This window comes from Alicyclobacillus contaminans DSM 17975, assembly GCF_000429525.1.
In the GTDB taxonomy this organism is placed as follows: domain Bacteria; phylum Bacillota; class Bacilli; order Alicyclobacillales; family Alicyclobacillaceae; genus Alicyclobacillus_A; species Alicyclobacillus_A contaminans.
Genome location: NZ_KE386913.1, coordinates 6,186 through 32,433 on the forward strand (window position 1 = coordinate 6,186; position 26,248 = coordinate 32,433).

Sequence of the window (26,248 nt, forward strand, 5' to 3'; positions counted from 1 at the left end):
TGCACGTACGGCTGCCCTTTGCTTCTGGCGCCCGGCAGGATGCCACCCCATGAGACAGCCTACACTTCTGTTCCACGAGGCATCGTCACACCGCCCGTGAGCAACAGATTGTATGACTCTGTATGAGCATCGTCCTGGAAATGGATGTTCTCCGGGTTCATGGGCAAGCCGCAGTTTTATGCCGCCGACGGCCAGGTAGAAGTCCATGCTGGTCACCTCGCTTGAATTCAGGCTATTAACACGTATAAAAAATACACACAACAGCATTGGTGTGTATAAAAAATGTGTTTTGTAATACTCTCAGAAGGGAGCTCGCCCATTGAAGTCGTACTCTTCGTCCGAAATCATCAAACTCCTGAACGCGGACGGATGGTACTTGTCTTCAGTGAAGGGTAGCCACCATTACTACAGACATCCTAGTAAACTCGGCAAAGTTAAAGTGCCACATCCGAAGAAAGACCTAAAACCAAAGACAGGCCAGAGCCCCTGTATGGTGCCTGTGGAGCTTGTGGGCAACGCGAAGCGTTATCCATCAAATCCACAGGATAAAAAAGAAGGCGTCTAAACGCCTTTCTAAGAGATTTTTAAATGGGGGGTGTATACCGCATAATAAAATTGCAGAAAACCGCAGTGTAAAAGATGGTGTTTTTTGGGAGGGAGGTCAATTTTGATATTTTGGCTTATAGTAATTATGCTGTTTGGTCTGATTCTTCTGATTAGACCGGATTGGTCTTGGATGATCACGGAGAAATGGAAGTCAAACGATGCCACGGAGCCGTCGAATGTTTATAAGCTTTCAACACGGTTTGGTGGAGTGATTTGTATCTTACTGGGTGGTGTTGGGTTACTAGTCTTATTGTTGACTTAAAATTTCGGTAGAGAAACATCAAACCGCCGGAAACCGCAATGCGAGCTTTCGGAGGTTTGATGGTAACACTCAATACTCAAGCAGGCAGACCTTCTGCAATAGTCCCGCCGGAAGGAGGTTTAACGTGGATAGATACACTTTCCCGGCTGTATTTGAGCCGGACGAGAACGGGAACGGCTATACCGTCACATTCCCGGATCTTCCTGGCTGCATCACGGAAGGCGACACGCTCGAAGAGGCCAAAGGCATGGCACAGGAAGCACTCGAAGGCTACCTGTGGGAGGCTGAGCAACACCATGACCCCATCCCCGAACCCAGCCGTCCCGAGACGTTGCAACTTGATCCTGGAACTTTCATTGTCCCCATAGACGCATGGATGGACTTGGTTCGGGACGAAATGGCCAACAAAGTTGTACGAACCAACGTGACGCTGCCGAAGTGGCTGAAAGATGCTGCAGAAGAGCGCAAAATCAACTTTTCACAGCTTCTTCAGCAAGCGATTAAGGAGCGCCTTGGGATCCAAAATAAGACTCCTTGAACAAGGGGGCTTACCCTGTTGTATATCGGTACACCGCTTTGGACAGTCTGAGTAGAGAATGCTCTGTAGCGGTGATGCTGATGAGGTATTTCTCGTATGTAACGGGACATCGATCCGCAATGCGTATCCGACGGGTGGTCGAGTACGCGGATCAATCCACAAATGTGTCTGCCAATCCAAATTTCCCCGCGTTGTATACTTCGTCGACACAATTCGCTACCATGGAATCATCAAGAATTGACAGGGTGAACGCGGTGCCAGGATTGTTTGACGTTGTACCAGAGTCGTTTTTTTCTCTGCTGGCTTCCAAAAACAAAAGTATCTATTTTCGTGCCTTAATGGTGCTGCGTGAGTGCTATCAGGGTGAGTTGCGCTTTCAAAGAGGAGATTTGGTGGGATATCTGGTCCATCACATGATGACGGACCTGATGGCACTTATGGAAAACCCGGAGGATGAAGAGACGGTCAATCCCGGCGATTCTCTGGGACGAACTGGGATGGTCACCGAAGCGGACACGGAGACGACGCTGTCCGGACGGGCACATGCGTTGGTTCGGCGTTTGTTGGAAACGGGTTGGCTCACAGCGGTGCCGGACGAAAGCTCGCTGGATGAGATCTTGCTCATTCCGGATTATGCCATCGCAATCTTGGACGTACTCCACAGCATTGTCCATCCAGTGGACAAGCCGTACAATTCATTTGTGTACAGCACCTACTCAGTGTTGCGAACGGCGAACGAGGAACGGGACTATATGTTCCCGGCGTTGCAGGGAGCTTTCGACAATACACAGGCTTTACTTGGGAGTCTTCGCGCACTGCTTCATAACATTCACAAATTTTATCAGAGTCTTCAGCAACGAAATGATATCCACAGCCTGCTTCAGGAGCATTTTGACGAATATCAGATGCTGGTTGCTGCGAGAACGTATCATCCCTTGAAGACGGTGGATAGTGTCCACCGGTTTCGGCCGCGTATTCTGACCATTTTACGCAACTGGCTGCTTGACGTCGAGGTGATGGATTTGCTGGTCCAGTCCATGCAGACGCACCGAGGAGGCATAGATGCGGGAGAAGCGCGGTACGAAATCATCCGGATGATTCAATTCATCATCGACAGCTTTGAGTCCATGGACTCGTTCCTCCGCGAAATTGATCGGCGGAACAGTGCGTACAGTCGGTCGTCGGTTGAGCGGATCCAATACTTGCTCAACACGGACCGGGATTCAAAGGGGAAGCTGGTTGAAATTCTGAAACGTGCGCCGAAGCTGACCGACGACAGGCCATCTCCGTTGTATCAGGCGATGGCGGAACTTCCCGTCTACCGCGTCGAATTGGCAGATCCAGACGGGCTCTACACCGAGCCGAGACGCCGTCAGCGAGGGAAGCCGCAGCCGCTCCGAACGAGGACGGATGTGGCCGATGCAAGGTTCGCAGAAGAGGCGCGTGAGTTGGTGGAGCGCGCGAATTCGTTGTTTTCACACGAACGCGTGGTGCAGTTCATTCTTTCGCGGATGTCGGCAGACGGGGTGCTGCATGCGAGGGATTTGCGGTTGAACGAGGTGGAGGATTACCTGCGGACAATGGTGGCGGTCATCAAATCGGACGAACCGGACATTCCGTACCGCATCACCTGGGATGAGGCGGAGCGCTCGGTGCGGGTTGGCCGGTACAAAATCCCCGCGATTACATTCCTTAAGATTGCGGACCACAGATATGAGACGCCACAGAGGACGAGCATTGATTGAGGCAGGCCTTGGGCCGGGAAGGCAAGCTGTGCTCTTGTGAACACGGAGGTGGGTATGATGGATTGGCAACGAGAGTTTGAGGCATTGCCGGAGCGGGATAAGGAGCAGTTTTCCCGCTTGCTCAGTCTGTTGTTTGACCAGACGTTTCTCTTGAGGGACGTCTGGGATGCTCAGACAGGGCGATTGACGAGCAATCGCGAATATCGTTTTGCGGAACGCGTTCGCCCGTTGTTGGAAGCGTACCTCGCGGTGAGCGGCTGGGCTCTGCAGGTGGATAGTCTCCGCGGCGTGATGGCACTGTACAACCGATACGGCCGTAATCGACAGACGCTCGACAAACTGACCACTTACATCCTCTTTATCTTGCGTCTCATCTACGACGAACAACTGGAGCAGGTTTCAGGGCGGCGTGAAGTGTTGATTTGGTTGCGGGACGTCTACGAGAAGCTGCATGCGTTCGGATTTACGGAAAAGAAAATCTCTATGGTTCGGCTGCAGACCACCATGATGAAACTGCGTCGGTTATCGGTCATAGAACGAACGGATGGGGAGGGGCTGCAGCCGGACAGTCGATGGATTGTGTATCCGACCATTCGCATTCTGGTTTCGGACGAGCGGATCAATCAGATATACGAAAAGATAGAACAGGAACCGTGGGATTCGGAGGAAGAAGGGGAAGACGAGTTGCCCGGCGTGTATGATACCAACGACAGTGAGGAGGCGCGGAAACGCGCATGAAGCGATTGGACAAGCTCCTGCTTATCAACTGGCACTACATCGTTCACGATGTGCTGCACCTTGAACCGGTCACGTTTCTGACGGGGAAGAATGGTGCGGGAAAGTCAACCATTCTCGATGCGCTCCAAATGATCATCCTCGGGGATACGAGTGGTCACTTCTTCAATAAGGCAGCCAACGACAACTCGCGGCGGACGTTGCGTGGATATTTGTACGGTGAGGTCGGCGAAGGTGAGGAGACCGGCGTCGTATATTTGCGCGGGAACGAGACGTTCTCCAGCTATGTTGTGGCCGAGTTCACCGACACGGTGAAAAAGAAACGTTTCTGTATGGGCGCGGTGTTCGATTGCGAAGCGGACGGCACGTTCAACCATCGCTTCTTCTCTCTGATGGACGAATTGCCAGCGTTTCACTTCATCCGCGACGACATTCCCATGGGGATTCAGGAGCTACGGCAGTGGGGGGCGCGCCTTGGCAAGGGAAAATTTGAGCTGTATGAAACCAACAAGCGGTACCAGGATATGTTTCGAAGCCATATGGGCAACCTGGGCGAGAAATTTTTTCAATTGTTCCGCAAGGCGGTGCCTTTCTCACCCATCATGGACGTGGCAGGGTTCATTTCCGAATTTGTGTGCGACGTGGAGCACCGGCTGGACATCGAAGACATGCGGGAAAACATCCGTCACTATCGACGGCTGGAAGCGGAACTCGGGTATATCCAGCGAAAGGTGGATGCGCTGGAGAAAATCTGCAAGCAGGCCGAAGCGGTGGAGGTGATCAAAGAGCGTCTTCGGGTCAACGAATTTCTGTTGGACCGCGCGCGTGTGGCAGAACTGGAGCATACATTGCAGCGGATGGACGAGGAGATTGCACGGGATGAGGCAAGGTTGCAGGAACTCATCGGTGTGTTGGAACGGGACGATGCTCGGTTGAAACAGTTGCGGGCGCAACGGGACACATGGCGCGAGGAACAGGCGAGATCGGACGTGTTCACCACCAAACAACGGTTGGAAGACCAGCAAAAACTGTTGGAAACGGAGTATCTGGCGATTCGTCAATCGCTGCAACGGCAGGAGCGTTTGCTGCTGGAGGTATCGTCGCGGTGGATGGCGACGTTGGCGGATGTCCGCGGTTCAGTTTCATGGTTTGACCACTCGCCGGATGGGGCGGCGCTTGTGGCAGCGCACCGGGAATTTGGCAATGTCGGCGCCGCGCTGGAGCGCGCGTGCGCCTGCATCAACGATGCGATGCGCCAGTTGCGAAAACCATATGATCTTCAAGGCCAAGGGCTACTCAATCTGGACGTACGCGCTTGTGAAGTGGATTTGGCGGGCTTTGAGGAGGCGGCATTGCGGTTCAGCGAAGCGTCGGAAGACCTTCAGACAATCCGCCGCGCCATTGAGTCTGCCTTGGCGGCTTGGAGGGAAGAGTCTAAGGAACTGCAACAGGTCATCGCAGAGTTGAAGAAAGGAATTAAACCTTATGAACCCAAGGTAACGTCGCTCCAGCAGGTCATCGCCGATGCGCTCCGAGAACAGACGGGCGAGTTCGTGCCGGTCACCATCTTCGCGGAAGCGTTGGATATTCCGAATCCCACGTGGCACAGGGCGATAGAGGGATATCTGCACACGCAGCGCTTTTACCTGCTGGTTCCGCCGGAACATTTCCAACGGGCGTTGGAAGTGTACGACCGCGTGAAGCGTGAACGACGCATTTATGATGTGGGCCTGGTCGACGTGGGACGCATTCTGGCGCGAAAGCCGGATCGACTGCCGGGCAGTTTGGCGGAAGAGGTGGAGACGGACAACCCGTACGCACGTGCATATGCCGACTACCTGTTGGGGCGGGTCATGAAGTGTGAACGGGTACAGGATCTCCGAAAGCATCACACGGCCATCACTCCGGACGGAATGCTGTACCAAAACTACGTGGCACGCCAGTTAGATCCTAAACGTTGGGAGAGCCTATTCATTGGTAAACGCGCGCTTGCACAACAATTGGAGCAAAAGACAGCGCGTTTGGCCGAAGTGGACCGTCACGTGGAGACTTGGACAGAACGAGGGAGACGGGCGAGTGGTTGGGCCCGGACAGCACCGTTGAGCGAAGGGGATCTGCGGGATGTCCGCGAAGCGCAGGAAGCGTTGATGCGCATTCCTCCGATGCAGAAAGAGTTGCAACGGGTGATTGCGGAACTCGGTGCACTGGATCTGTCGTATCTGCTTGACTTGGAAAAGAAGATTGAACACTGCGAGGCGCAGATTTCGGAAGTGGAGAAACATCGCGACGTGGTGCTCCGCGAGCAAGCGCAGGTGGCGGAGCACGTGAGGCGGATAGCGGAAGAACGTCGTCCGGCGGTGGAGGCGGAGCGAGCTGAGGCCGCTGGTAAGATCCGCAATGATTACGATGAGGCGTTTGTGTCTGAACAGGGGGAACCGAAATTTCAGCAAGAGTTGGCGCGTTTACAATCGCCTGCTGCGATACTGGCGAATTTTGGTCGGCAGGTGCAGGCGGACCTCACCCGACGACAAAGTCTCTTCGCGGAACTGGTGTCACTGCGCGCGAACTACAACCGCGACTTTCAGGCTGGATTCGATATTCAGCGGGAAGACAACGAAGCGTATGCCACGGAACTGAAGCGCTTGGTGGAGTCGCATCTGACAGAGTATGAGGAGAAAATCAAACAGGCGAAGGAGCGAGCCCAGATTCAGTTTCAGGAAGACTTTGTGAGCAAGCTCCAGAGCAACATCTACACCGTGGAAGCTCAGATTCGAGATTTGAACGCGGCCCTGCGGGGTATTTCCTTTGGACGAGATCAATATCGTTTCCAGGTCACGCCGAATCCGCAGTATCTCCGATTCTACCAGATGATCATGGATGATCTGTTGATGGAAGGATACGGGTTGTTCTCGCAGAGCTTCCAGGAGAAGCACGGGGACGTGGTGGAAGAATTGTTCCGCAACATCGTGGACGTGGATGAGTCCGATCCGTTGGCCATGACGGAACTGGAGAAAAACCTGGAGCGTTTCACGGACTATCGCACGTTCCTCAACTTTGACCTGATTGTAAAGGACGAGGAAGGACGCGAGTCCAGACTGTCGCGCGTGATTGCGAAGAAATCCGGAGGGGAGACGCAGACTCCGTTTTATATCTCGGTCCTCGCATCCTTTGTACAACTCTATCGCGTCGGTCGGGTGGGCTCGGATAATACATTGCGACTCATTGTGTTCGACGAGGCGTACAGCAAAATGGACCACCAGCGCATCCGCGAAAGCGTAAAGCTGATTCGCGAACTCGGCCTTCAGGTCATTCTGTCAGCGCCGACGGAGAAATTGGCGGACATCGCACCATTGGTGGATCGAACGCTGATTGTCACGCGTATACAAAGCCAGACCAAAGTGCTGGAATTCGACATGTTGGACGAGGCGGTGACGGGCAACCGTGGCGGCAAGGTGGGATGAGTTGGATCCGTGGTCGCGCGTGATCCTGAACAGGCTTTTGGACAAGTACGAAACCAGTGCTGCGTTTCTACGGGGCGAGCGGACGACCCGGCGGGTACAGGTTCCCATGACAGACGCGGTGGTACCGCGCTATCGTTCTGGCGGGATGGATCCCGACGAGCGCAAAACCTTGCACGACACGCTTGAGCGCTTGGAACGGCTCGGATGGGTGGAATTGGACTGGGATCGGTTTGAACGCGGCAATCTGCTTACGCGCGTCATCCTTCAATGGGACGGGATAGATCTTGTCTATGATGGATTGGGCCGCAAGCGAAAGGAGGATGTGCTGCAATCCGTCCGCGAGGAGTTGGCTGCGTATCGGACGCGTTTGACGCCGCATTGGATGCAGCGTTGGCTGGACGACGTGGAGGCGGCGATGGACGCCAAGAAAGCCATTCCGGAGTCTCTGCTTCCGGCGCAGCCGGAGAAGCGGCAGTTGTTGTTGGAGTCGTTGGCCGGCCTCGTGGACAAAGGGGATGAAGTGATGGCCATGCGTCTATTTTCCAAACGCTACCTCAAGTCGAGTAAAGCGTTTGAACAAGGCATTCGCTCCCGATTTGAATCCTTGTTGCGCCAGTATTGGCTACCCACGGAAGCGAGTGCTGAATTCAGGACGATCGAGGACGAGGCTTCAGTGCTGCTGAACGAGGTGGGGATAGAGGTAGCGCATGAAGATGTGGCGTTCTGTGGCCCGCTCGTTCTGATGCAGAACGGACGCCGGCTCGACTGCTGTGCGGTGTCCACGGGCGTGGCGGTGGATGCGGAATCACTGGGGCGTATGGACGTGGTGGAATGGGGCGCGGTGCGTCGTGTCCTCTCCATCGAGAACAAGGCAAACTATCGATATTACGTCCGGACGGATCGGAAACCGGACGACTTGGTGATTTATCTTGGCGGGTTCCCAAGCCCTGCGAAGCGCAGATTTCTGAAGAAGCTATGGGACGTTGTACGTCATGGTTGCCTCGGTGATTCCGGTGGACATGCTGAGGTGGTCTTCCAGCATTGGGGAGATCTCGACTACGGTGGCATCCTGATTGGTCAGTTACTGCGCGACACCGTTTGGCCGGACATGACGCCCTGGCGGATGGAGCCTAAGTGGCTGGACACGCTCGCTGACTTTGTTGAACCATTCACGGACAGCTATCGCAAAAAATTGGAGACTCTACTTCAGCAGCCCCGTTACGCATTATGGTACGATTTGATACGGAAATTGTTGGATGTCGGTGGAACGTTGGAGCAGGAGGCGTTCCTGGTGTAGTGAGGTGGTTGAACCCCTGTCGACCAACGTGAATAGAGCGTCGCAGACGTCATCCTCAAATCGGCAGCCGCAGTTGCTCCGATGGACGGTCATCGCTGTTCATCGGCGGTAGGATGGCCTGATCCGGCTGTATCCTCGGCGGTAAAGGACGCTCGCCATACCGCAGCGTCGGGACTCCGTGCTTCAACATCAAGCCTCGGGCGCGCTGCATCACGCGTTCGGCGTAGCTGCGGGGAGGGTATGCCTGCTTGTACAACTGCTCAAGGCGCGGGGCCACGTCCGGGTAATGGCGGGCCACCGTTTGCAGAAACCAGGGTTTCACGTCGTCCGCCAACCGCAGCAGGGAGGGAACCACAAAAGTGGCACCGTGCGCCTTGGCGGCGCCAATCACCGCTTCCAGGTCCTCGTCAGAATCGGTCAGGTAGGGCACGATGGGGGCGACGAAGACGCCGGCAGGCAGTCCGTGGCGCACCAGTTCGCGCACGGCCTCGAGGCGCTTCATCGGCGCGGGCGACGCCGGTTCGAGTTTGCGCCAGATGTCTTTGTTGAGTGTGTGCACGCTCAGTTGGATGGACACCACGTTCATCTGCTGCAACAGGGGAATGTCCCGCAGAATCAGCGGCGAGCGCGTGGTCACTGTCACGGGCACCTGATACCGCGCCAATACCATCAAACACCGCCGCGTCAACTCGCATCTGGCTTCCACCGGTTGATACGGATCTGTGGCCGTGCCAATCGCCACGCGCCCGATGTGCACAGCGAGCGCCTGCAGGTCGTTGTGAAACCGCTTGGCCATCCTCTTCAACTGCGCCTCCAGGGCCTCCGGCGCGTTTGCCTTTACGAAAATGTGCGTCTGAAACGTATCGTCCGCAGTCAGCCCCATATAGGAATGGGTGGAGCGGGCGTAGCAGAAGCTGCAGCCATGCGTGCAGCCCCGATATGGATTGAGCGACCATTCAAACGGCATGCTCGGCGCCGTGACCCGGTTCATCACCTGTTTGGCGCGCATTTCTTCAAACTCCGGTCCTCGCCGCATCTTTCGCCCCTCTTCCCGTTAAGAACTCGAACACACGTTCGTATTCATACTGTAATACGGAATCGGGACGGGTGCAACTCAAAACAAGAGCGTGTGAGGACGATCCGTTCGTGCTCACACGCTCTGCGCGCCGCGCTGGTCGTCCGGACCGGCACGGCGTGTCAGGCTGCATCAAGCCGTCTGTGATTTGGCGAGCTCCACCGCCAGCTGTGCGCCGAGGTGCGCGTTGTTCTTGACGAGCGCCACGTTGGTCTCGAGGCTCTTTCCGCCCGTGAGTTCCTTGATTTTGTCGAGGAGGAACGGGGTGACGGCTTTCCCGTGGATGTGCTTGGCTTCCGCCTCCTGCAGGGCCTCGGCAATCACGGATTCCATGTCCGCGGCGTTCATCGCCGCGTCCTCCGGCACCGGATTGGCGATGACCGTGCCGCCCTGTAAGCCGAGCGCCCATTTGGTCCGCAGAAACACAGCGATGTCCGCGGGGGTTTCCAGTGAAAAGTTGGTGGGAAACCCGCTGGTGCGGCTGTAGAAAGCAGGGAACTCGTCCGTCCGGTATCCCACCACAGGCACGCCGTGCGTCTCCAGGTACTCGAGGGTGAGTCCCAGATCCAGAATCGACTTGGCTCCGGCGCACACCACCGCGACGTTGGTCTGGGCCAATTCCATCAAATCGGCCGAGATGTCCATCGTTCGCTCGGCGCCGCGATGCACGCCGCCAATGCCGCCGGTCACAAACACCTCAATACCGGCCAGCCGCGCGCAGATCATGGTCGCCGCCACTGTGGTCGCGCCATGGCGGCCCTGCGACAGCACGTAGGCGAGGTCTCTTCGGCTGACTTTGGCGATGCTGTCGCGGTTTTCCGGGCGTCCGAGAAATTCCAGATCATCGTCGGACAAGCCGACGCGGATGCGTCCGTTGAGGATGGCGATGGTGGCGGGCACCGCTCCGTGGCTGCGCACAATCGCCTCGACCTCGCGCGCCGTTTGCACATTGGTGGGATACGGCATGCCGTGCGAGATGATGGTCGACTCCAGCGCCACAATCGGTTGACCGGCCGCTTTGGCCGCCTTCACTTCGTCTGAAAAACTGAGCCATGTTTCCAACGTCAGGTTCATCTCTTCATCTCCTCAATCCAGGGACCGAGACTCCGCCAGCCAGGTGTGGGCAAGTTTCGGTGTGATGTCCGTTGCTACGGTTTCCTGCGTGAGCAGGGTGATTCTGGATAGCTGCGCGCCAAACCAACAGGCCTGCCGAATGCGCAACGAATGCAGCATGGCGTACGCAAAGCCAGCGACGAACGCGTCTCCAGCGCCGGTGACGTCGACCGCCTGTACGCGGTCCACCGGCAGGTGCTGGAAGGTGCCCGCCTCGTCCATCCAGGCGACGCCTTCCGCGCCGAGAGTGACCACCACCGTGGCGCAGCCGCGGCGGAGAAGCGACGTGCAGGCTTGTTGAAGGTCCGCCTCGTCCACCACGGGCAGTCCGGAGATGGCAGCCAACTCGTCCCGGTTGGCAATCAGCGTTCGGACGCCGTCCAGGCGCTCGGGCAAGCGTTTCGCCTTCGGGCTCGACACAGGCGCCACCACCAGGTGGGTTCCCGTCTCGGCCGCCGCCGATATGACGAACGCGAGACTGTCCGAGGGCAGGTTGGTATCCACCACCGTCACGGCGCACTGGGCCATGACGCGAACCTTCGGCGCCAAGCGATCCACCGTGAACCGGTCGTAAATCTCCATGTCGGCAAGGGCAACGGCCAGGTTTCCGTCCGCGTCGAGCACGGCTGTGTACGTCCCGGTCCGAGCGTCGGACGTTTGAATCGTTTGTCCGACATCCACGCCAAGCCCGCGGACGTGCGCCAACAGCGCCTCCCCTTCCTTATCGTCGCCCACCATCGTCACGAGCGCGGGCGGCAGTCCGAGGCGCGCCAGGTTTTCCGCCACATTTCTCGCCACGCCACCGTGGGATTCCACCACCTCGGCGGGATTCGACGTACCGTACACGAGTGGCGCGCGGGTCTGAAGCTTGCGGTCGACGTTCGCGCCGCCGATGCACAGAACACCGCGCCGTTCCGGAAACACGTACGCGCGGCCGAGGATTTCCCCGTCCCGCATCAGGGCTGAGATGTGAGCGGCCACGGCGGATCGGGAGATCTGAAACCGGTCAGCCAGCTCTCGCTGCGAGATGAACGGATTTTCACGAATGCACTGCAGGATGTCCAGCCGTTTGTCCGGATGGGGCATGGGGTCACCTCCCAGGCTCACTGAATAACACTTGTTAGTTCATTATAAACAATTGTTATTCAGAACGCACGTCTGATGCCGAGGTGGGCGGGGGGATGTTCCGCGACGAGGTTGTGGAGACGTAAAAAAATCAGGACGGTTTCCCGTCCTGGCGATGCATGCCCTGCACTTCAGCCGTTCACGAACTCCGCCACGTGGTCGGGGTGGCGTTTACGGACCAGGCCGTGCGGATCGATCACGAATTTGCGGGCCACGCCCTGGTCGAAGTCGCGGTAGCCCTCCTGGGCGTGGTCGAGGTCGATGATGGTCGCGTTGACCGCCTTGGCGATGTTCGCCCGTCCGCTGAGGATGGCGTTCATCAATTGCCGGTGGTAGCGCATGACCGGCGTCTGGCCCGTGACGAAGGAGTGCGCCTTTGCCCAGCCGAGACCAATGCGGATTTTCAGCGATCCGATTTTCGCGTCTTCGTCCTGCGCCCCCGGATCTCCGGTCACATACAGCCCGGGAATCCCCAACCGGCCGCCGGCTCGGGTGACCTGCATGATGGAGTTGAGCACCGTGGCGGGAGCCTCGGTGTGGTTCTTGCCGTGGCCGTGCGCTTCGAAGCCCACGCAGTCCACCGCGCAGTCGACTTCCGGAACGCCGAGAATCTGTTCAATCTGTTCGCCGAGGTCGTCGTGCTCGCTCAGGTTGATGGTTTCGCAGCCGAAACTGCGGGCCTGCTCCAGCCGTTTGGCGTTCAAGTCGCCCACAATGACCACGGACGCGCCGAGCAGTTGGGCGGCGTGTGCCGCGGCCAGGCCGACCGGTCCGGCGCCGGCGATGTACACGGTCGATCCGGTCGTGACGCCGGCACTGACCACGCCGTGGTAGCCGGTGGGGAAGATATCGGAGAGCATGGTCAGGTCGAGGATTTTTTCCAATGCCTGGTCCTTATCCGGGAACTTGAGCAGCTGGAAGTCGGCGTACGGTACCATGACGTACTCCGCCTGCCCGCCGACCCAGCCTCCCATGTCCACGTACCCGTAGGCGGAGCCGGGACGGTCGGGATTGACGTTCAGGCAGATGTGGGTGTCGCCGGTTTTGCAGTTGCGGCACCGGCCGCAGGCGATGTTGAAAGGCACGGAGACGAGGTCGCCCTTCTTGATGAATTCCACATCGCGCCCGATTTCAATAACCTCGCCGGTGATCTCGTGGCCCAGCACCAACCCCTCGGGGGCAGTGGTCCGGCCGCGGACCATGTGTTGGTCGCTGCCGCAGATGTTGGTCGAAATCACTTTCAGAATCACGCCGTGCTCGCACTTGCGGCCGACATTCAGCGGATTGACGCCGGGGCCGTCCTTCAGCACCAATTCCGGATAATCAATGGTTTCCACCCCGACTCGTCCTGGTCCTTTGTACACCACAGCCCGATTCCCTGGCATGGATGCCACCTCCGAAAGCCACAATTTGTGATACTCTTTTCTCGGAGAATTCTATAAAATAACGGCCTTGGAATGATTGAAAGCGGTTACTTTCAGGCATCTGCATAACCTTTCTTGTGCATGGATACAACGCTCGTTTGGATGCGGGCTGGGCTGCCGCCGCCGGACCGCCGGGGGACGGCGGACAGCGGGGAAAGGAGGGGTTGGGATGCGAGAGTTGGTGCCTTCGAGCGGAGGAAACAGGCGGTCGGACGCACATTTCTCCACCCTGCGGCGCGGGGAGACGCTGTTGGCGGAACTGGACCGTACGTTGCAGGCGCTGCGCGAGCGGTTTCCGGACGTGCCGATGGTGCTGGAGGATCCGTATGGGGTGCCCGTTCGTGCACTGGGAGGGGCGGCGGAAGGCGAGCGGAACACATTCGCATGGCACTGCATTCCGCTCACGTTGAACGGTCGATGGTTTGGCTGCATTCGCTGCGCTGGGCCGATGGTGACCCTGGGAAGCGCGGATGTGGCGCCGATTGTCCTCATGCTCAGCGAGTTGGAGCGCTGGTTGCAGACGGAGGGGGAGCGCCGCGGGGAGAAGATTCAGAAGCTGTTGGCGGAGGGGGTCACGGCGGAGGTGGAGCATCTGCTCACCCTATGCGGCCTGCCTGCGGCATCGGCGTACACGCTGGTCGGCTTGGAATTGGCGGCGGGGCCGGATCGATTCCTGTACATGGATGTGCTGCGGATGTTCATGCTGGTGCGCATGTGGCGGTACCGCCCGACCATGGATTTTGTGGCATTTCGCAGTGGCGGGCTGGTGGGCATTTTTCCGGACAGCGCAGCCGAGGCGTGGGAGCGTCAACTGGAAATGTGGATGGGAGAATGGCAGACGTATCAGGCGCATGCCGGCATGCAGCCGCCGCTGGCCGTGCGGGGATGCGTGACCTCGGTGGCCACGGTGCACGAGCTCGACCAGGCGGTGCGCGACATCGACGCCACGCTGCAATTCGCGGAACGCGCCTGTGTGACCGGCGTAGTGCGGCCGCGGAGGCACAGCGGATTGACGTCGCTGCTGCTGCAGTTGTCGGAGGAGCAGGTGTACGAGTGGGTGTACCGCACATTAGGCCCGATATTGGCGCTGGAACACGCCGATCTGCTGAAGACGTTGCGCCTCTACCTGTTACTCAATCAGAACGTGACCCACGCGGCCAAGGCCCTGTTCATCCATCGCAACACGCTGATGTATCGCTTGAAGCATATTGAGGAACTGCTGGGCATGAATCTGCGAAACACCGCGGAGTTGTCGACTGTGTGGGCCGCGTTGGAGGGGCTGGAACTTTTATCATCGCGGGGACACCCGCTGTGATGGGAGGCATGCGTGGACCTGGCCGGGCCGCGGGCGGAGGCGTGAGTCTCGCCACTCGATTCCGCCCGCCGCCGGTCGGCCTCAATCCATCATGGCTGGGGTCATCCCCCGTAGAAGAGTCCGGTTTCCTGCAGCGTCATCGGGTTGCCCGAGCGGTGTACGCCAGCGTCTACCACTTCTCCGATGTACACCACGTGGTCGCCCTGGTCGTACTCGTGCACCACTTTGCACTCAAACCAGGACAGCGCGTCCTTCAGGATGGGGCTGCCGGTGGTCTGCGTGTAGAATTCGACGTCGCCAAACTTGTTGCCGACGCGGGAGACGGGTTTGAAAAACGCGAACGCCAAATCCTTCTGTCCGCTCTCAAGCACGTTCACCGAAAACACGCCACTCTCGTGGATCCCTTCGGTGGACGTGGTCCCTTTCTTCGCCGCAATCGCGACCAGCGGCGGCGAGAACGACGTCTGCGTCACCCAGTTGCCGGTGAACGCGTTGACATCGTCGCCCACCTTGGTGCCAATCACGTACAGACCGTAGGAGATGCCTCGCAGCGCGGTTTTCTTCGCTTGTTCGTCCATGTGCAACGCCCCTTCGCTCGTGATCTATCGAAACGTGGAGTGAACCTTCCAATCATGATGATATCGAACTTGCGGCGCGATTCAAACCGGGCGTCGCCCTCGCGCTTCATCGGGTGCGCAAAGACACCCTGTCGTTGTGGAAATTTTCGCTTTACTTTTACCCTGCTCTGTATTAAGATGAGTCACAATCAAAGGATCGAAGATACGCACAAACACGAGGAACGGGAGCAGTAGGGCGTTCGCACCGGTTCAGAGAGCTGCGGTTCGCTGCGACGCAGTCCGGTGCACCACCGAACTCGCCCGGGAGTGGCAAGGTGGAACGTGATTCCAGTATACCTTGACGTTTGCCCGCGTTACGGGAGCCGCCATCGGAAGCGGCGCAAAGGGGATGTCGCGTAGGAGAACCGCAAGGTTTAGTTCCGGATGCGATGTCAACAAGAGTGGTACCGCGGCAGTCACGGACTGATCGTCTCTTGAGAGAAGATCAAGTCCGTTTTTCATTTCTGGGACGAGGATATCCGCTAGAATCCGTTCCTGGACCGCCGCCGTCACTCCTCCCGTTTGCGTGGCCGCAATCCGGTGGCGGGCGGAGCGGGCCTTCTTTGCGAAGGCCAACAAGAGTGGTACCGCGGTGCGGCGGATGAAACGGCCCATCGTCTCTTTCGGGAGTCGATGCGGCCGTTTTCTTTCTGGGCCAAGCGTCGCGGGACCGGCGTCGATGCATCGGTGGTGTGTCAGAAGTTTCGAAAACACAGGGAGGCGGTTCAGATGGAACGACGGCAAATTGTGATCTTTGATACCACCCTGCGTGACGGGGAACAGGCGCCGGGATGCAGTTTGTATCCCGAGGAAAAGGTCCGGATTGCCCGTCAGTTGGAAAACCTGGGGGTGGACGTCATTGAGCCCGGTTTCCCGGCTTCCAGCCCCGGCGATTTCGAAGCGGTGCAGACGATTTCGAGAGCGGCGACCCGAGCTGAAATTTGTGGGTTCGCCCGTGCGATTTTTTCCGACATCGACGCGGCGGTGCGAGCTACGGAGGACGCTCCGAAGCGGCGCCTGCATCTGTTCATCTCGTCGTCGCAGATCCACCTGGATTTTCAACTGCGCAAATCGCGCGAGGAGGTGCTGCGGATTGCCCGGGAATGCATCGCCTACGCGAAACAGTTTGTCGACAAGATTGAGTTCTCGCCGATGGACGCCAGCCGCACCGATGAGGCGTTTCTTTGGGAAATGATTGAAACCGCGATTGAAGCGGGCGCCACCATCATCAACGTGCCGGACACGGTCGGGTACGCACTGCCGGAGGAGTACGGTGCCATTTTTCGACGGATCCGGGAGAATGTCCGCGGCATTGACCGGGTGATGCTGAGCGCCCACTGCCACAATGATCTGGGGCTGGCCGTGGCCAACAGTCTCGCGGCGCTGCGGAACGGTGCTGAGCAGGTGGAGGTGACCGTCAACGGCGTCGGCGAGCGGACGGGTAACTGTTCCCTGGAGGAACTGGTGATGGCCATTGATACGCGCGGCGAGGCGCTGCAGCTCGCCACCGCCATCGACCCGTCGCAAATTTACGAGACCTGTCGGCTGGTCAGTCGCACGATGAACTTTCCCATCGCGCACAACAAGCCGGTGGTGGGGCGCAATGCGTTTCAGCACGAGTCCGGCATTCACCAGGACGGCCTGCTCAAGCACCGCAGCACGTACGAGATCATGGATCCGGAGCGACTGGGCGTTCCACGCAATATGATTGTGCTCGGCAAGCATTCGGGACGCCACGCCCTGCAGCATCGTCTGGCCCAGTTCGGGATTCATCTGTCCGATCCGGAACTGGACGATGTCTTTCGCCGGTTCAAGGACGCGGCCGATGCGAAGAAAACGGTGTCCGACGACGATCTCATCCGGCTCGCGGCAGAGGGAACGGGTGAGATGATGACGTCGTACACTCTGGTGCACATGCAGGTGATGACCGCGAACGACCAGGTTCGGGTGGCGTCCGTAACGGTGCGGGACAACCGGACGGGGGTGGAGGAGAGCCATTCGTGCACCGGCAGTGGGCCGGTGGAAGCGGTGATTGGCAGTCTGAAGAAAGCCTTCCCGTTCCCGACGGAGTTTGTGGACCTGGAACTGCACTCGCTCAGCGTCGGAGAGACCGCCAACGGCGAGGCGACGGTCACCATCGCCATGGGCGGAGAGACGTTCCGCGGCACGGGCGTGCATCCGGATATCATCGTCGCGGTGGCGCACGCGTACATGTCCGCCTGCAACCAGGCGGCGCAGGAGGCGCACTCGCTGCATGCGGTGCAGGAAGCGCTGGCGGCCCGCAACTGACCCCGCGGGCGGGAGGATGTCCGGATTTCGTCCGGCTTGGCACCTGGTTTGACACAAATGGCCTCAGGCGGGGGCAACCTCGCCTGAGGCGCTTTCTCTGTATGCTATAATCGGGGACGATGGATTCTTGGGGAATTTTGCCCATTTCACGGTGGTGCATCGCATGGCCATGCAGAATGTGCAAGAAGAACTGAAGGAAGCGCTGCGACGAGCGTGCAACGAGTTGGCGGACGGGTACATGGTGCCGGATATTGTGCCAACCACTGCATCGTTCGTGTTTCTGTTGGAGAGTCCGCACGTCCAGGAACTCAAGTACGGAGCTCCGGTGTCCGGCAGTTCGGGGGCATCCATGAGCCGCCATTTGTTCGGCGAAGCGTACGGGCATCTGCCCTTGGGGATTATCGTCAAAAAGAATCGCGACGAACAGCTGCATCGTCCGTCGCTGGACAAAGTCGGCCTGATGAACGTCTGCAACATTCCCATGCAGGGAAGCGCCTATGGGAATCCGGACGTCGTCCGGAAATACGCGGACCTGCTGCGCGCGCTGGAGACCCTGCGCACCGCTGGTCAGTCCACGTCGTACAAAGATCCGGCGCTCGCGCTGACGCAGGATATCCTCCTCGAGAACCTGCGCAAGCGGCTTCGCAAACTGTGGGACAGGTCCTTGTTCCTGGTGCCCTGCGGGCGATTCGCACAAAAATTCTTCGCTCTGGCAGATCTGGTATCTCCGCAATGGCAGGTGGTGACGGGGATTCCGCACCCGTCTTACAACAATTGGAGCAAACCGCAATACGCTGGCGCGGTGTCTCGGCTCGTATCGCTGTTTCAGAACGAGTCGTGACCGATGGTCATTGCGTCAACCGCGGTGGAAAGGAATGCTTCTCACATGAAACCCATTGTGCTCTACGGCAGTTCCCGCCGGCAAGGAAATTCCGAACTGTTGGCGGACAGAGTTTTGGACGGCATACCGCACACGAAGCGTTACCTCATGGACTTGAAGATTCAACCCATTGTCGACCAACGGCACAGTCCCGCTGGATTTGCGGATGTGGACGACGATTACGATGCGCTGATTCAAGAAGTCCTGGCGCACGACGCCTTGGTGCTTGTCACACCCTTGTATTGGTACGGCATGTCCGGATTGATGAAAAACTTCGTGGATCGCTGGAGCCAAAGCCTGCGCCAGCCGGGGCTTGGCTTTCGTGAGCGGATGCAGGCCATCCCCGGCTACGTCGTGATTGCTGGAGGCGATCATCCGCACGAGAAAGCCAAGCCGCTGGTTCAGCAGTTTCAGCTCATCTTTGATTTCATGGGCATGTCGCTGGACGGATGGGTGATTGGCGAGGGCAACCGACCGGGGGACGTGTTGGCGGATGAAGCGGCCCTTCGTTCCGCCGCGGCATTGAATCAACGGCTGCGCCAGCGTTCCGCAGGACCCGGGCCCACAGCCAATGCGTGACCTGCGGTTGGAACGGCCTGACCGCCCCGCCGCATCGGATTGAAATGTTCACCAAGGATTCGGCAGAACAAAACGGAATGTCTGGCCATCGTTGCGCCGACGGCCATTTGCGTCGATTCGCCGTGGAATCGGCGGTCGCACAATCAATAGGCCCGCGAACTTGTCCAGTCCATCACCTCTGCGATGGTCCGAAGGCCGATGCGTTGGCATAACGCAATCTCTTTGCGCCACACCTCGGCCGTCATGCGAACGTCGGCATCCGCCCTGTGCCGATCCCGCACGTCCACATTCAGCCAGGCGCACACCTCGTCCAAGGTGGGAACTCTCGTCATCCGGCCCAGGGCCTGGGCGACCACCGCCGTATCCACGACGATGGGGCGCAGTTTCAGCTTCCACAGCAGGCGCGCCTGGCGTCCCAGAAAAGACAATTCGTGGCGTGCATGGTGGGCAATCCACACCCGGTTGACAGAGAGGGTCAGCACGCGGCGCAGCACCTGCTCCAAATCCCGGCCCGCCCTCACCTGTTCCGGCGACAGTCCCGTCAGGTTCCAAACCGCCTGCGGCACGCCTTCGAGGTGCTCGTGGCGGATGAGCTCGTACATGGTTTCCGTGAACTGTGGGTCCACGCCTGTGAAACACGCGGCGGCGAGGGACAGAATGAGGTCCTTTTCCGCGGAGAATCCACTCGTTTCCATGTCCACGACAAAGTAGTCCGCCGCCGTGAGCGGAGACTCCCACAGCTTCACCGCGCTGGCGGCCGCCGCCTCCTCTGACACTCCTGGTCGATACAGCGACGATTCTCGATTGGCGCCTCGAAACCACCTCATCTTCATCCCCCGCGTTTCGGAAAAGTACGGTGCACCATCCGTTCCAGCGTCTTGACCGCGCGCACGTGGATCGCCGCCTCGCGTTTGTTTGCCTCGCTCAGCGCATGCCAACGCACCGCATCCTGCGGCTCCCGATGCGCGAGGAGATCGTTCATCTGTTGATCCAGTCGAAGGCGCCATCCGAACAGGAGCGCCTCTCGGAGGTGTTGCGCTAAATCTTGAGTCAGCAGCCCCGCCGACTGCAGGAAGTGCAGTCGTTCCAGCGTCGGCAGCGCCTCGCAGCCGTTCACCAGCGCGAGCAGGCGAACCGCCTGCACCAGGGGATTCAGCAGGCCTTCCTTAACGGGGAAGTATTCCTGCGCCTCCATCCGGGTGGTCTTCACCTGACCGCGCAGGGTCACCGCCACGCTTTTGTGGATCCCGAGGTGCGCCATCTCCCAACAGATGAATGGGGACTGGCGGATGGCTGCGCGGACGTTCGCCACAACTCCAGTCCAGTCGTCCTCGCCCGCTCCGAGCGGACGGCTGTCGACCATGATGAACAGGTATCGCGTATTCGTCCAGTCGGGAAACGCCAGATACTCTTGGATTCGCTGCTGCCATTCCGCCGCTGTGCCGACCCAGCGAGGGTTGCTCCCCATCACAAAGCCCTGGCACGGCGGGAAACCGAACCCGTGCATGAGGCGAATGAATTTCCGCATGTGTGAAATGACATCCTCTGTGGACAGTCGGCCGTTCGACACCACGGCGAAATCAAGGTCGCTGCCTGGGAGTTCTTCGCCTCTGGCCGCCGAACCAAAGCGAATGTGCTGCAGGTGCAGCCGGTGTTTCGCAGGAACGGTGGCTTCCCATCCGAGCTCGAGCATTCGCGTTCTCCACCGTTGGAAGGCGTCCATCCAGACCAGCAGGTCCCCGCCGTCCGACAGGTAGGACTGAGATAATTCGAGCACACTCCGAATGTATTGCGTTCGGGCATCCACGTCTTGGTCTGGGGAAAACAGGGCGCCATCCGGCGGTGGAAAAGCAATCATGTCCGTACGCCTCGTTTCTCTTCGTTATATAATACTATCCAGAACTTTCTGCATAACGTCAAACGTTCGTCCGTGTCCCATCGTGGGAACGACGGATATCCCCATTCCTGGAGAGATGCGGCATGTTCAACAAATCCGAAATCCTGGCGGCCGCCCGACGTGCCGGCGTCCGGTTTGTGCGGCTGCAATTCTTAGATCTGTTTGGCATCCTGAAGAATGTGGAAATTCCGGTGACCGAGCTCGAGGATGCCCTGGATGGGCGCATCATGTTCGACGGTTCCTCCATCCAGGGATTCGTCCGCATTGAAGAGTCGGATATGTACCTCCGACCGGATCTGCGCACGTGGCTCGTCTTTCCGCCGGCGTTCACCGACGCCACCGTGGCCCGTCTCATCTGCAACGTATGCCTGCCGGACGGCAGACCGTTCGCGGGGGATCCGCGTGCGATTCTCCAACGGGTCGTCTCCGAAGCTGCAGCATCCGGACTCGACGCGTGCCGGGTGGGTGTGGAACTGGAGTTCTTCCTGCTGAAGCAGGATGCCCGGGGCAAACCCACACCCGAGCCCAATGATTTCGGCGGCTACTTCGACATCGCACCCACCGATGCGGGCGAAAATTGCCGGCGCGACATTGTGCTGGCGCTGGAGCGCATGGGGATGGACGTGGCCGGATCCCACCATGAAACGTCGCCGGGCCAGCATGAAATCGACTTCGGTTTGGTGGACATTCTGACGGCCGCAGACAACGTGGCCACCGCGAAGCTGGTGGCTCGGACCATCAGCCGCAAACATGGCCTGCACGCCACGTTCATGCCAAAGCCGCTGCAGGACGAGGACGGGTGCAGCATGCACTGTCACTTCGTTTTGCCCGCGGAACGCTCTTCCGCTGACCGGGGCAAAGCGCGCGAGGATGGCACATTTTCGCTCAGCCGCACCGTGCAGTCGTACATCGCCGGTCTGCTTCGTCACGCGCCAGCCCTCACCTGCATCACCAATCCGGTGGTGAACAGCTACAAACGCTTGGTTCCCGGGTTTGAAGCGCCGTCTCACATCTTTTGGTCCACGAGACATCGGATGCCGTTCATCCGGGTCGCGGTGGAGGAGGGGACGGGTGTAAAAATTGAACTCCGCTCTCCGGATCCGTCCTGCAATCCCTACCTGGCTTTCGCGGTGGCGTTGAAAGCGGGATTGGACGGCGTTCAAAATGATATGGACGCGCCGCCGCCCGTGTACGCATCGGTGGCGTCGATGTCGGAAGAGGAGCGCTTTCGCGAGGGGATTGCCACCCTGCCGCGAAATTTGGAACAGGCGTTGGAGGCGCTCGAAGAAGACGAGATCATCCGCGACGCCCTCGGTGAACACGCCTATCACCATTTTGTTCAGGCAAAGCTCCTCGAGTGGGAACAGTACGAAAAAACCGTGCATCCGTGGGAGTGGGAACAGTATCTGACGCTGTGACGTGCGGCGATGCAACAACGCCCGCCCAGCGAGAGAAGAGGGCCTGGCACCTGTGTGCCGGGCCCTCTTCTGAATCCCTGGTTCCATGACCAAAAGCCGTACGGGGCCGAGCGTCGGGTCAGTCCTTGGCTGGGATGGTGATTGGCGGGGTCCCGAGAATTTTCGGAAGTTCTTCGCGGGTCAGTTGCTCCGGATAGGCCGACTCGTGGTGCAGCGCCACATCCAGGCCCATGAGCTCCTCTTCCTTGGTGACACGGAGTCCCATGATGAGATCGACCACTTTCAACAGAATGAACGTGCCAATGCCTGAGAACGCCCAGGTGGCCGCCACGCCGATGAGCTGCACCAGCAACTGGTGCGGATTGCCTGCAAACAGGCCGTTCGCGCCCGCGGAGTTGACTGACGTGGTGGCAAACAGTCCAGTCGCAATGGCGCCCCAGGTGCCGCCGATACCGTGGCCGCCGAAGGCGTCCAGCGCGTCATCGTAGCCGAGCTTCGCCTTCATGAAGGTGGATGCCCAGTAGCAGATGGCGCCGCCGAGCACACCGAGAATGATGGATCCGCCGGGGGTCACGAAGCCAGCGGCCGGCGTGACGGCGACCAACCCCGCCACGGCGCCGGCGCAGGCGCCGACGAGCGAAACGTGGCCGGTGCGCAGCCGCTCGGCAATCATCCAACCGATGGATGCCGCAGCGGTTGCCGTATTGGTGGTGATGAAGGCGTCGGCCGACAGCGCATTGGCGCCGAGGGCGCTGCCCGCGTTGAACCCGAACCAGCCAAACCACAGGAGCGCGGTGCCGAGCAGGACAAACGGCACATTGTGCGCCTTGATGGAACCGGAGCCCAGTTCCGTGCGCCGACCGAGGTAGATGGCCGCCACCAACCCGGCGACGCCGGAGGAGATGTGGACAACGGTACCGCCCGCGAAGTCGAGCACGCCTTGTTGATGCAGCCAACCGCCGGCGCCCCAGACCCAGTGGGCGAGCGGATCGTAAATCAGTGTGGCCCAGAGGACGGTGAACAGGACGAATGCCGAAAACTTGACTCGTTCCGCCAATCCTCCGACGATGAGGGCCGGAGTGATGATGGCAAACATCATCTGGAAGATGCTGAACACCATGCTCGGAATGGTCGCCGCGTAGTCGCTGTCCGGCTGCGCGCCGACGCCGTGAAGCATGAACCACTGCAAGCCACCCACGATGTGATGGAAGTCAGGGCCAAACGCCAAGCTGTAACCGATCACGACCCATTGGATGGACACCACGAGGATGACCGCAATGACCTGGAGCATGGTGGTGATGACGTTTTTGGCGCGGACCAACCCGCCGTAGAAGAACGCCAGGCCGGGCGTCATCAGCAGCACGAGCGCGGAAGACACGAGAATCCAGGCCGTGTCGCCAGTATCCACCTTGGATGTTGTGTCAGCAAAACTTACGCACGGAATGGACAGCAGGCCAAAGAATGAAGCCAGAAATAAGGCCCATTTCGAACGAAACGCTTTAGCCATTACCACACCTCCGGAATTCACTGAATTTTTTATTGTAAACATACCAGCGAGCTATAGGAAAGTCAACGATTTATGTTATATTATCTAACATAAAGGCGTCGGATTTCTTTGCGAAGTTGACACGACGAGGGCGTTCTTTCCAGGGTTGGCGGGCATGGGACCACCATGCATCCAAGTGAACAGCAAGTCGGTTGTGAGGACGTGGTCGATGGAACGCATGTCAATGGCAGGGGGTTGATGGCGCCGCTTCCATTCGACTTGGAAAGAGGCATGGAAAAATGAATTTGGAACGTGGGTAAAATCAGGATAACCGGTGAGGGGTGATGTGGTTCATGAAGCGACGGGATGGGAGGCCAATCCACGTGACAAAGTGGCATGTCACCGACGCATTCCTGCCGATGGGGGCTGCGCTTGGGGTGGCGTTTCACCACCTGCTGTGGGGAGCCATCGCGGGGACCCTCGCGTCTGGGATGGCGCTGGTGTATCGCTCGAAGTCCATACGCAGGCAGGCGGACTGCTGACTTGTGGAAGGTTTTCGTGAAAACCAAGCGTGTTATCAGGGTGTCGGCTAGGCGCGCTCCGTGCATCCACCGATGCACGGAGCGCGCATTTGTTCTTCCGGCAGGCGCGGGCGGTGGCAGTCGCCAATTTCAACAAAAAATACGCTATTCGTGTCATGTTTCCTTACATAAAGTGTTGACGGAATTGCACCTCATTTCTATAGTACTATTGAGCACACGCTTAAGGAGTGAAAAAAGGTGACCCCACAAGACATACTGAGGCTGATGAAAGAGAACAACGTTGAGATGGTGGACTTCCGGATTGTGGACGTTCCTGGTCGGCAGCATCATGTCACCATTCCGGCGGTTGAAATCGACGAGGAAGTGCTTGAGCGCGGTGTGGCGTTCGACGGTTCGAGTATTCAGGGCTTTCGGGGGATTGAGGAAAGTGACATGGTCATGCGGCCCGTGTTGGAGACCGCGTTCATTGATCCGTTCATGGCTGCCCCCACGTTATCCCTCGCATGCACCGTTTATGAACCCAATGGCACCCGGTATGACAGAGATCCGCGGTATATTGCAGAGAAGGCGGAGGCGTATCTCCAACAGAGTGGTATCGCGAGCGCTGCCTATTTCGGCCCGGAACTGGAGTTCTTCATTTTCGACGACGTTCGCTTTGACAGCAGCCATCAGGGAGCGTTTTACCAGGTGGACTCCGAAGAAGCGATGTGGAACACGGGAACCGGGGAAAAGAACCTCGGCTACAAGGTGAAGAACAAAGGGGGGTATTTCCCGGTACCGCCTCTGGATTCTCAACAAGATATCCGAACCGAGATGGTCAAAGAGTTGATGAACGCCGGCATTCGTGTGGAGCGCCATCACCACGAAGTGGCCACGGCGGGCCAGGCGGAAATCAATTTCCGCTTCAGCACCCTCACGCGGACGGCGGACAATGTCATGACCTACAAATACATCATTCGCAACGTCGCTCGAAAATTCGGCAAATCGGTGACCTTCATGCCGAAGCCCATCTTTGGCGACAATGGTTCCGGCATGCACGTTCACCAAAGCCTGTTTGACGGAGATCAGCCGCTGTTCTACGAGGAAGGCAAGTATGCGAATCTGAGTGAGTTGGCGTTGTACTATATCGGCGGTATTCTCGAGCACGCGCCGGCCATCCTGGCTTTCTCCAATCCGAGCACGAACTCGTACAAGCGACTGGTTCCCGGATTCGAAGCACCCGTCAATCTGGTGTTCTCGAAGGGGAATCGCAGTGCCGCGGTTCGCGTTCCGGTGGCGGCTGTTTCGCCGAAGACGGCGCGCATTGAATTCCGCACACCAGACTGTACTTCCAACCCGTACCTCGCATTCGCAGCGATGTTGATGGCGGGTCTCGACGGCATCAAGCGGAAAATCAACCCAATTGAACTCGGCTATGGTCCGCTGGACAAGAATATCTATGAACTGTCCGGCGACGAGAAGGCGAAGATTCGCAGTGTTCCGGGCTCCCTCGATGAGGTGCTCGCGGCTCTGGAATCCGACTACGAATTCTTGTTGGAAGGCGGCGTATTTACGAAAGACTTCATTCAAAACTGGATTTCGTTCAAGCGCAACAACGAAGTGGCGCCGCTCAGTCTTCGTCCGCATCCGTACGAGTTCCAACTCTACTACGACCTGTAATTTTTCCGATAGTTGTCCCTGTGGACGTTATCGCAACCAGAGGGTGTTTCGGCCCGCCACGGCCGCAACACCCTCTTTCGGTGAGGAAGGGTCCGCATCCATGCCGCCACCGATGAACGATACCCCGTCGCCTTGCGATTGGGGCTGTTTTCACTATACTTACAGAAGTAGATGAAAAAACTGCT

Annotated in this window: 22 protein-coding genes and 1 other annotated feature; of the genes, 14 read left to right on the forward strand and 8 right to left on the reverse strand. The window is 58.5% G+C overall.

Annotated features, from left to right (window positions below):
* Positions 1–319: 319 nt before the first annotated feature.
* The 7 genes from G463_RS22620 (at position 320) to G463_RS0117435 (ending at position 8,644) form a co-directional block, all read left to right on the forward strand.
* Positions 320–565 (forward strand): type II toxin-antitoxin system HicA family toxin, encoded by a 246-nt coding sequence (locus tag G463_RS22620; RefSeq protein WP_084171878.1) that lies wholly within the window; start codon positions 320–322, stop codon positions 563–565.
* Positions 566–691: 126 nt separating this feature from the next.
* Positions 692–868, forward strand: coding sequence for a DUF6199 family natural product biosynthesis protein (locus G463_RS23950; RefSeq protein WP_483756926.1), 177 nt, complete (start codon positions 692–694; stop codon positions 866–868).
* Between the two features lie 124 nt (positions 869–992).
* Positions 993–1,406, forward strand: a complete 414-nt coding sequence (locus G463_RS0117415; protein WP_026976138.1) for a type II toxin-antitoxin system HicB family antitoxin — start codon at positions 993–995, stop codon at positions 1,404–1,406.
* Between the two features lie 338 nt (positions 1,407–1,744).
* Positions 1,745–3,151, forward strand: coding sequence for a Wadjet anti-phage system protein JetA family protein (locus G463_RS23300; RefSeq protein WP_281171099.1), 1,407 nt, complete (start codon positions 1,745–1,747; stop codon positions 3,149–3,151).
* Positions 3,152–3,208: 57 nt separating this feature from the next.
* Positions 3,209–3,889, forward strand: coding sequence for a DUF4194 domain-containing protein (locus tag G463_RS22055; protein WP_051322420.1), 681 nt, complete (start codon positions 3,209–3,211; stop codon positions 3,887–3,889).
* Complete coding sequence (locus tag G463_RS0117430; protein WP_026976140.1) at positions 3,886–7,347, forward strand: ATP-binding protein; 3,462 nt, start codon at positions 3,886–3,888, stop codon at positions 7,345–7,347. The genes G463_RS22055 and G463_RS0117430 overlap by 4 nt, the downstream gene beginning before the upstream one ends.
* 1 nt (position 7,348) lies before the next feature.
* Positions 7,349–8,644: a Wadjet anti-phage system protein JetD domain-containing protein gene (locus G463_RS0117435; protein ID WP_026976141.1), complete on the forward strand. Its 1,296-nt coding sequence runs from the start codon at positions 7,349–7,351 to the stop codon at positions 8,642–8,644.
* 55 nt (positions 8,645–8,699) lie between these two features.
* Here G463_RS0117435 and G463_RS21325 read toward each other — a convergent pair whose 3' ends face one another.
* The 4 genes from G463_RS21325 to fdhA all read right to left on the reverse strand — a co-directional run bounded on the left by G463_RS21325 (position 8,700) and on the right by fdhA (position 13,342).
* Positions 8,700–9,680 carry an SPL family radical SAM protein gene (locus G463_RS21325; RefSeq protein ID WP_051322421.1) on the reverse strand — a complete coding sequence of 327 codons (981 nt, stop codon included), beginning with the start codon at positions 9,678–9,680 and terminating at the stop codon, positions 8,700–8,702.
* 171 nt (positions 9,681–9,851) lie between these two features.
* Positions 9,852–10,781: a pseudouridine-5'-phosphate glycosidase gene (locus tag G463_RS0117445; RefSeq protein ID WP_026976142.1), complete on the reverse strand. Its 930-nt coding sequence runs from the start codon at positions 10,779–10,781 to the stop codon at positions 9,852–9,854.
* A gap of 24 nt (positions 10,782–10,805) precedes the next feature.
* Positions 10,806–11,918, reverse strand: coding sequence for a carbohydrate kinase (locus G463_RS0117450; RefSeq protein ID WP_026976143.1), 1,113 nt, complete (start codon positions 11,916–11,918; stop codon positions 10,806–10,808).
* A 170-nt stretch (positions 11,919–12,088) separates the two neighbouring features.
* Complete coding sequence (fdhA, locus tag G463_RS21330; protein WP_051322422.1) at positions 12,089–13,342, reverse strand: formaldehyde dehydrogenase, glutathione-independent; 1,254 nt, start codon at positions 13,340–13,342, stop codon at positions 12,089–12,091.
* A 208-nt stretch (positions 13,343–13,550) separates the two neighbouring features.
* Here fdhA and G463_RS0117460 point away from each other — a divergent pair, with 208 nt between their 5' ends.
* On the forward strand, positions 13,551–14,696 hold the full coding sequence (locus G463_RS0117460; protein WP_026976144.1) for a PucR family transcriptional regulator: 1,146 nt from the start codon (positions 13,551–13,553) through the stop codon (positions 14,694–14,696).
* A 101-nt stretch (positions 14,697–14,797) separates the two neighbouring features.
* Here the strand turns inward: G463_RS0117460 and G463_RS0117465 are convergent, their stop codons facing one another.
* On the reverse strand, positions 14,798–15,274 hold the full coding sequence (locus G463_RS0117465) for a flavin reductase family protein (RefSeq protein ID WP_026976145.1): 477 nt from the start codon (positions 15,272–15,274) through the stop codon (positions 14,798–14,800).
* Between the two features lie 208 nt (positions 15,275–15,482).
* Positions 15,483–15,751: a binding site (T-box leader), on the forward strand.
* A 291-nt stretch (positions 15,752–16,042) separates the two neighbouring features.
* On the opposite strand from G463_RS0117465, the gene G463_RS21340 reads away from it, so the two are divergent.
* The 3 genes from G463_RS21340 (at position 16,043) to G463_RS21350 (ending at position 19,061) form a co-directional block, all read left to right on the forward strand.
* Entirely contained in the window at positions 16,043–17,602 is a 1,560-nt protein-coding gene (locus tag G463_RS21340) for a 2-isopropylmalate synthase (RefSeq protein WP_035488165.1), read from the forward strand.
* Between the two features lie 127 nt (positions 17,603–17,729).
* Positions 17,730–18,443: a hypothetical protein gene (locus G463_RS21345; RefSeq protein WP_051322423.1), complete on the forward strand. Its 714-nt coding sequence runs from the start codon at positions 17,730–17,732 to the stop codon at positions 18,441–18,443.
* A gap of 45 nt (positions 18,444–18,488) precedes the next feature.
* Entirely contained in the window at positions 18,489–19,061 is a 573-nt protein-coding gene (locus G463_RS21350) for a flavodoxin family protein (protein WP_035488134.1), read from the forward strand.
* A 143-nt stretch (positions 19,062–19,204) separates the two neighbouring features.
* Here the strand turns inward: G463_RS21350 and G463_RS0117485 are convergent, their stop codons facing one another.
* Entirely contained in the window at positions 19,205–19,888 is a 684-nt protein-coding gene (locus G463_RS0117485; protein WP_084171896.1) for a 3'-5' exonuclease, read from the reverse strand.
* A 2-nt stretch (positions 19,889–19,890) separates the two neighbouring features.
* Entirely contained in the window at positions 19,891–20,919 is a 1,029-nt protein-coding gene (locus G463_RS21355; protein WP_051322424.1) for a putative nucleotidyltransferase substrate binding domain-containing protein, read from the reverse strand.
* A gap of 122 nt (positions 20,920–21,041) precedes the next feature.
* Here G463_RS21355 and glnA (G463_RS0117495) point away from each other — a divergent pair, with 122 nt between their 5' ends.
* Positions 21,042–22,376: a type I glutamate--ammonia ligase gene (gene glnA, locus G463_RS0117495; protein WP_035488137.1), complete on the forward strand. Its 1,335-nt coding sequence runs from the start codon at positions 21,042–21,044 to the stop codon at positions 22,374–22,376.
* A gap of 118 nt (positions 22,377–22,494) precedes the next feature.
* Here glnA (G463_RS0117495) and G463_RS0117500 read toward each other — a convergent pair whose 3' ends face one another.
* The gene (locus G463_RS0117500) at positions 22,495–23,784 is read right to left on the reverse strand and encodes an ammonium transporter (RefSeq protein WP_211227447.1); all 1,290 of its coding nucleotides are present in this window, start codon (positions 23,782–23,784) and stop codon (positions 22,495–22,497) included.
* Between the two features lie 461 nt (positions 23,785–24,245).
* Between G463_RS0117500 and G463_RS21360 the strand changes: the two genes are divergently transcribed.
* Together G463_RS21360 and glnA (G463_RS0117510) are read left to right on the forward strand one after the other, a co-directional pair.
* Positions 24,246–24,404: a hypothetical protein gene (locus tag G463_RS21360; protein WP_156900302.1), complete on the forward strand. Its 159-nt coding sequence runs from the start codon at positions 24,246–24,248 to the stop codon at positions 24,402–24,404.
* A 237-nt stretch (positions 24,405–24,641) separates the two neighbouring features.
* A complete protein-coding gene (glnA, locus tag G463_RS0117510; RefSeq protein WP_026976149.1) occupies positions 24,642–26,063 on the forward strand; it encodes a type I glutamate--ammonia ligase in 1,422 nt (473 codons plus the stop codon).
* Positions 26,064–26,248: the final 185 nt, after the last annotated feature.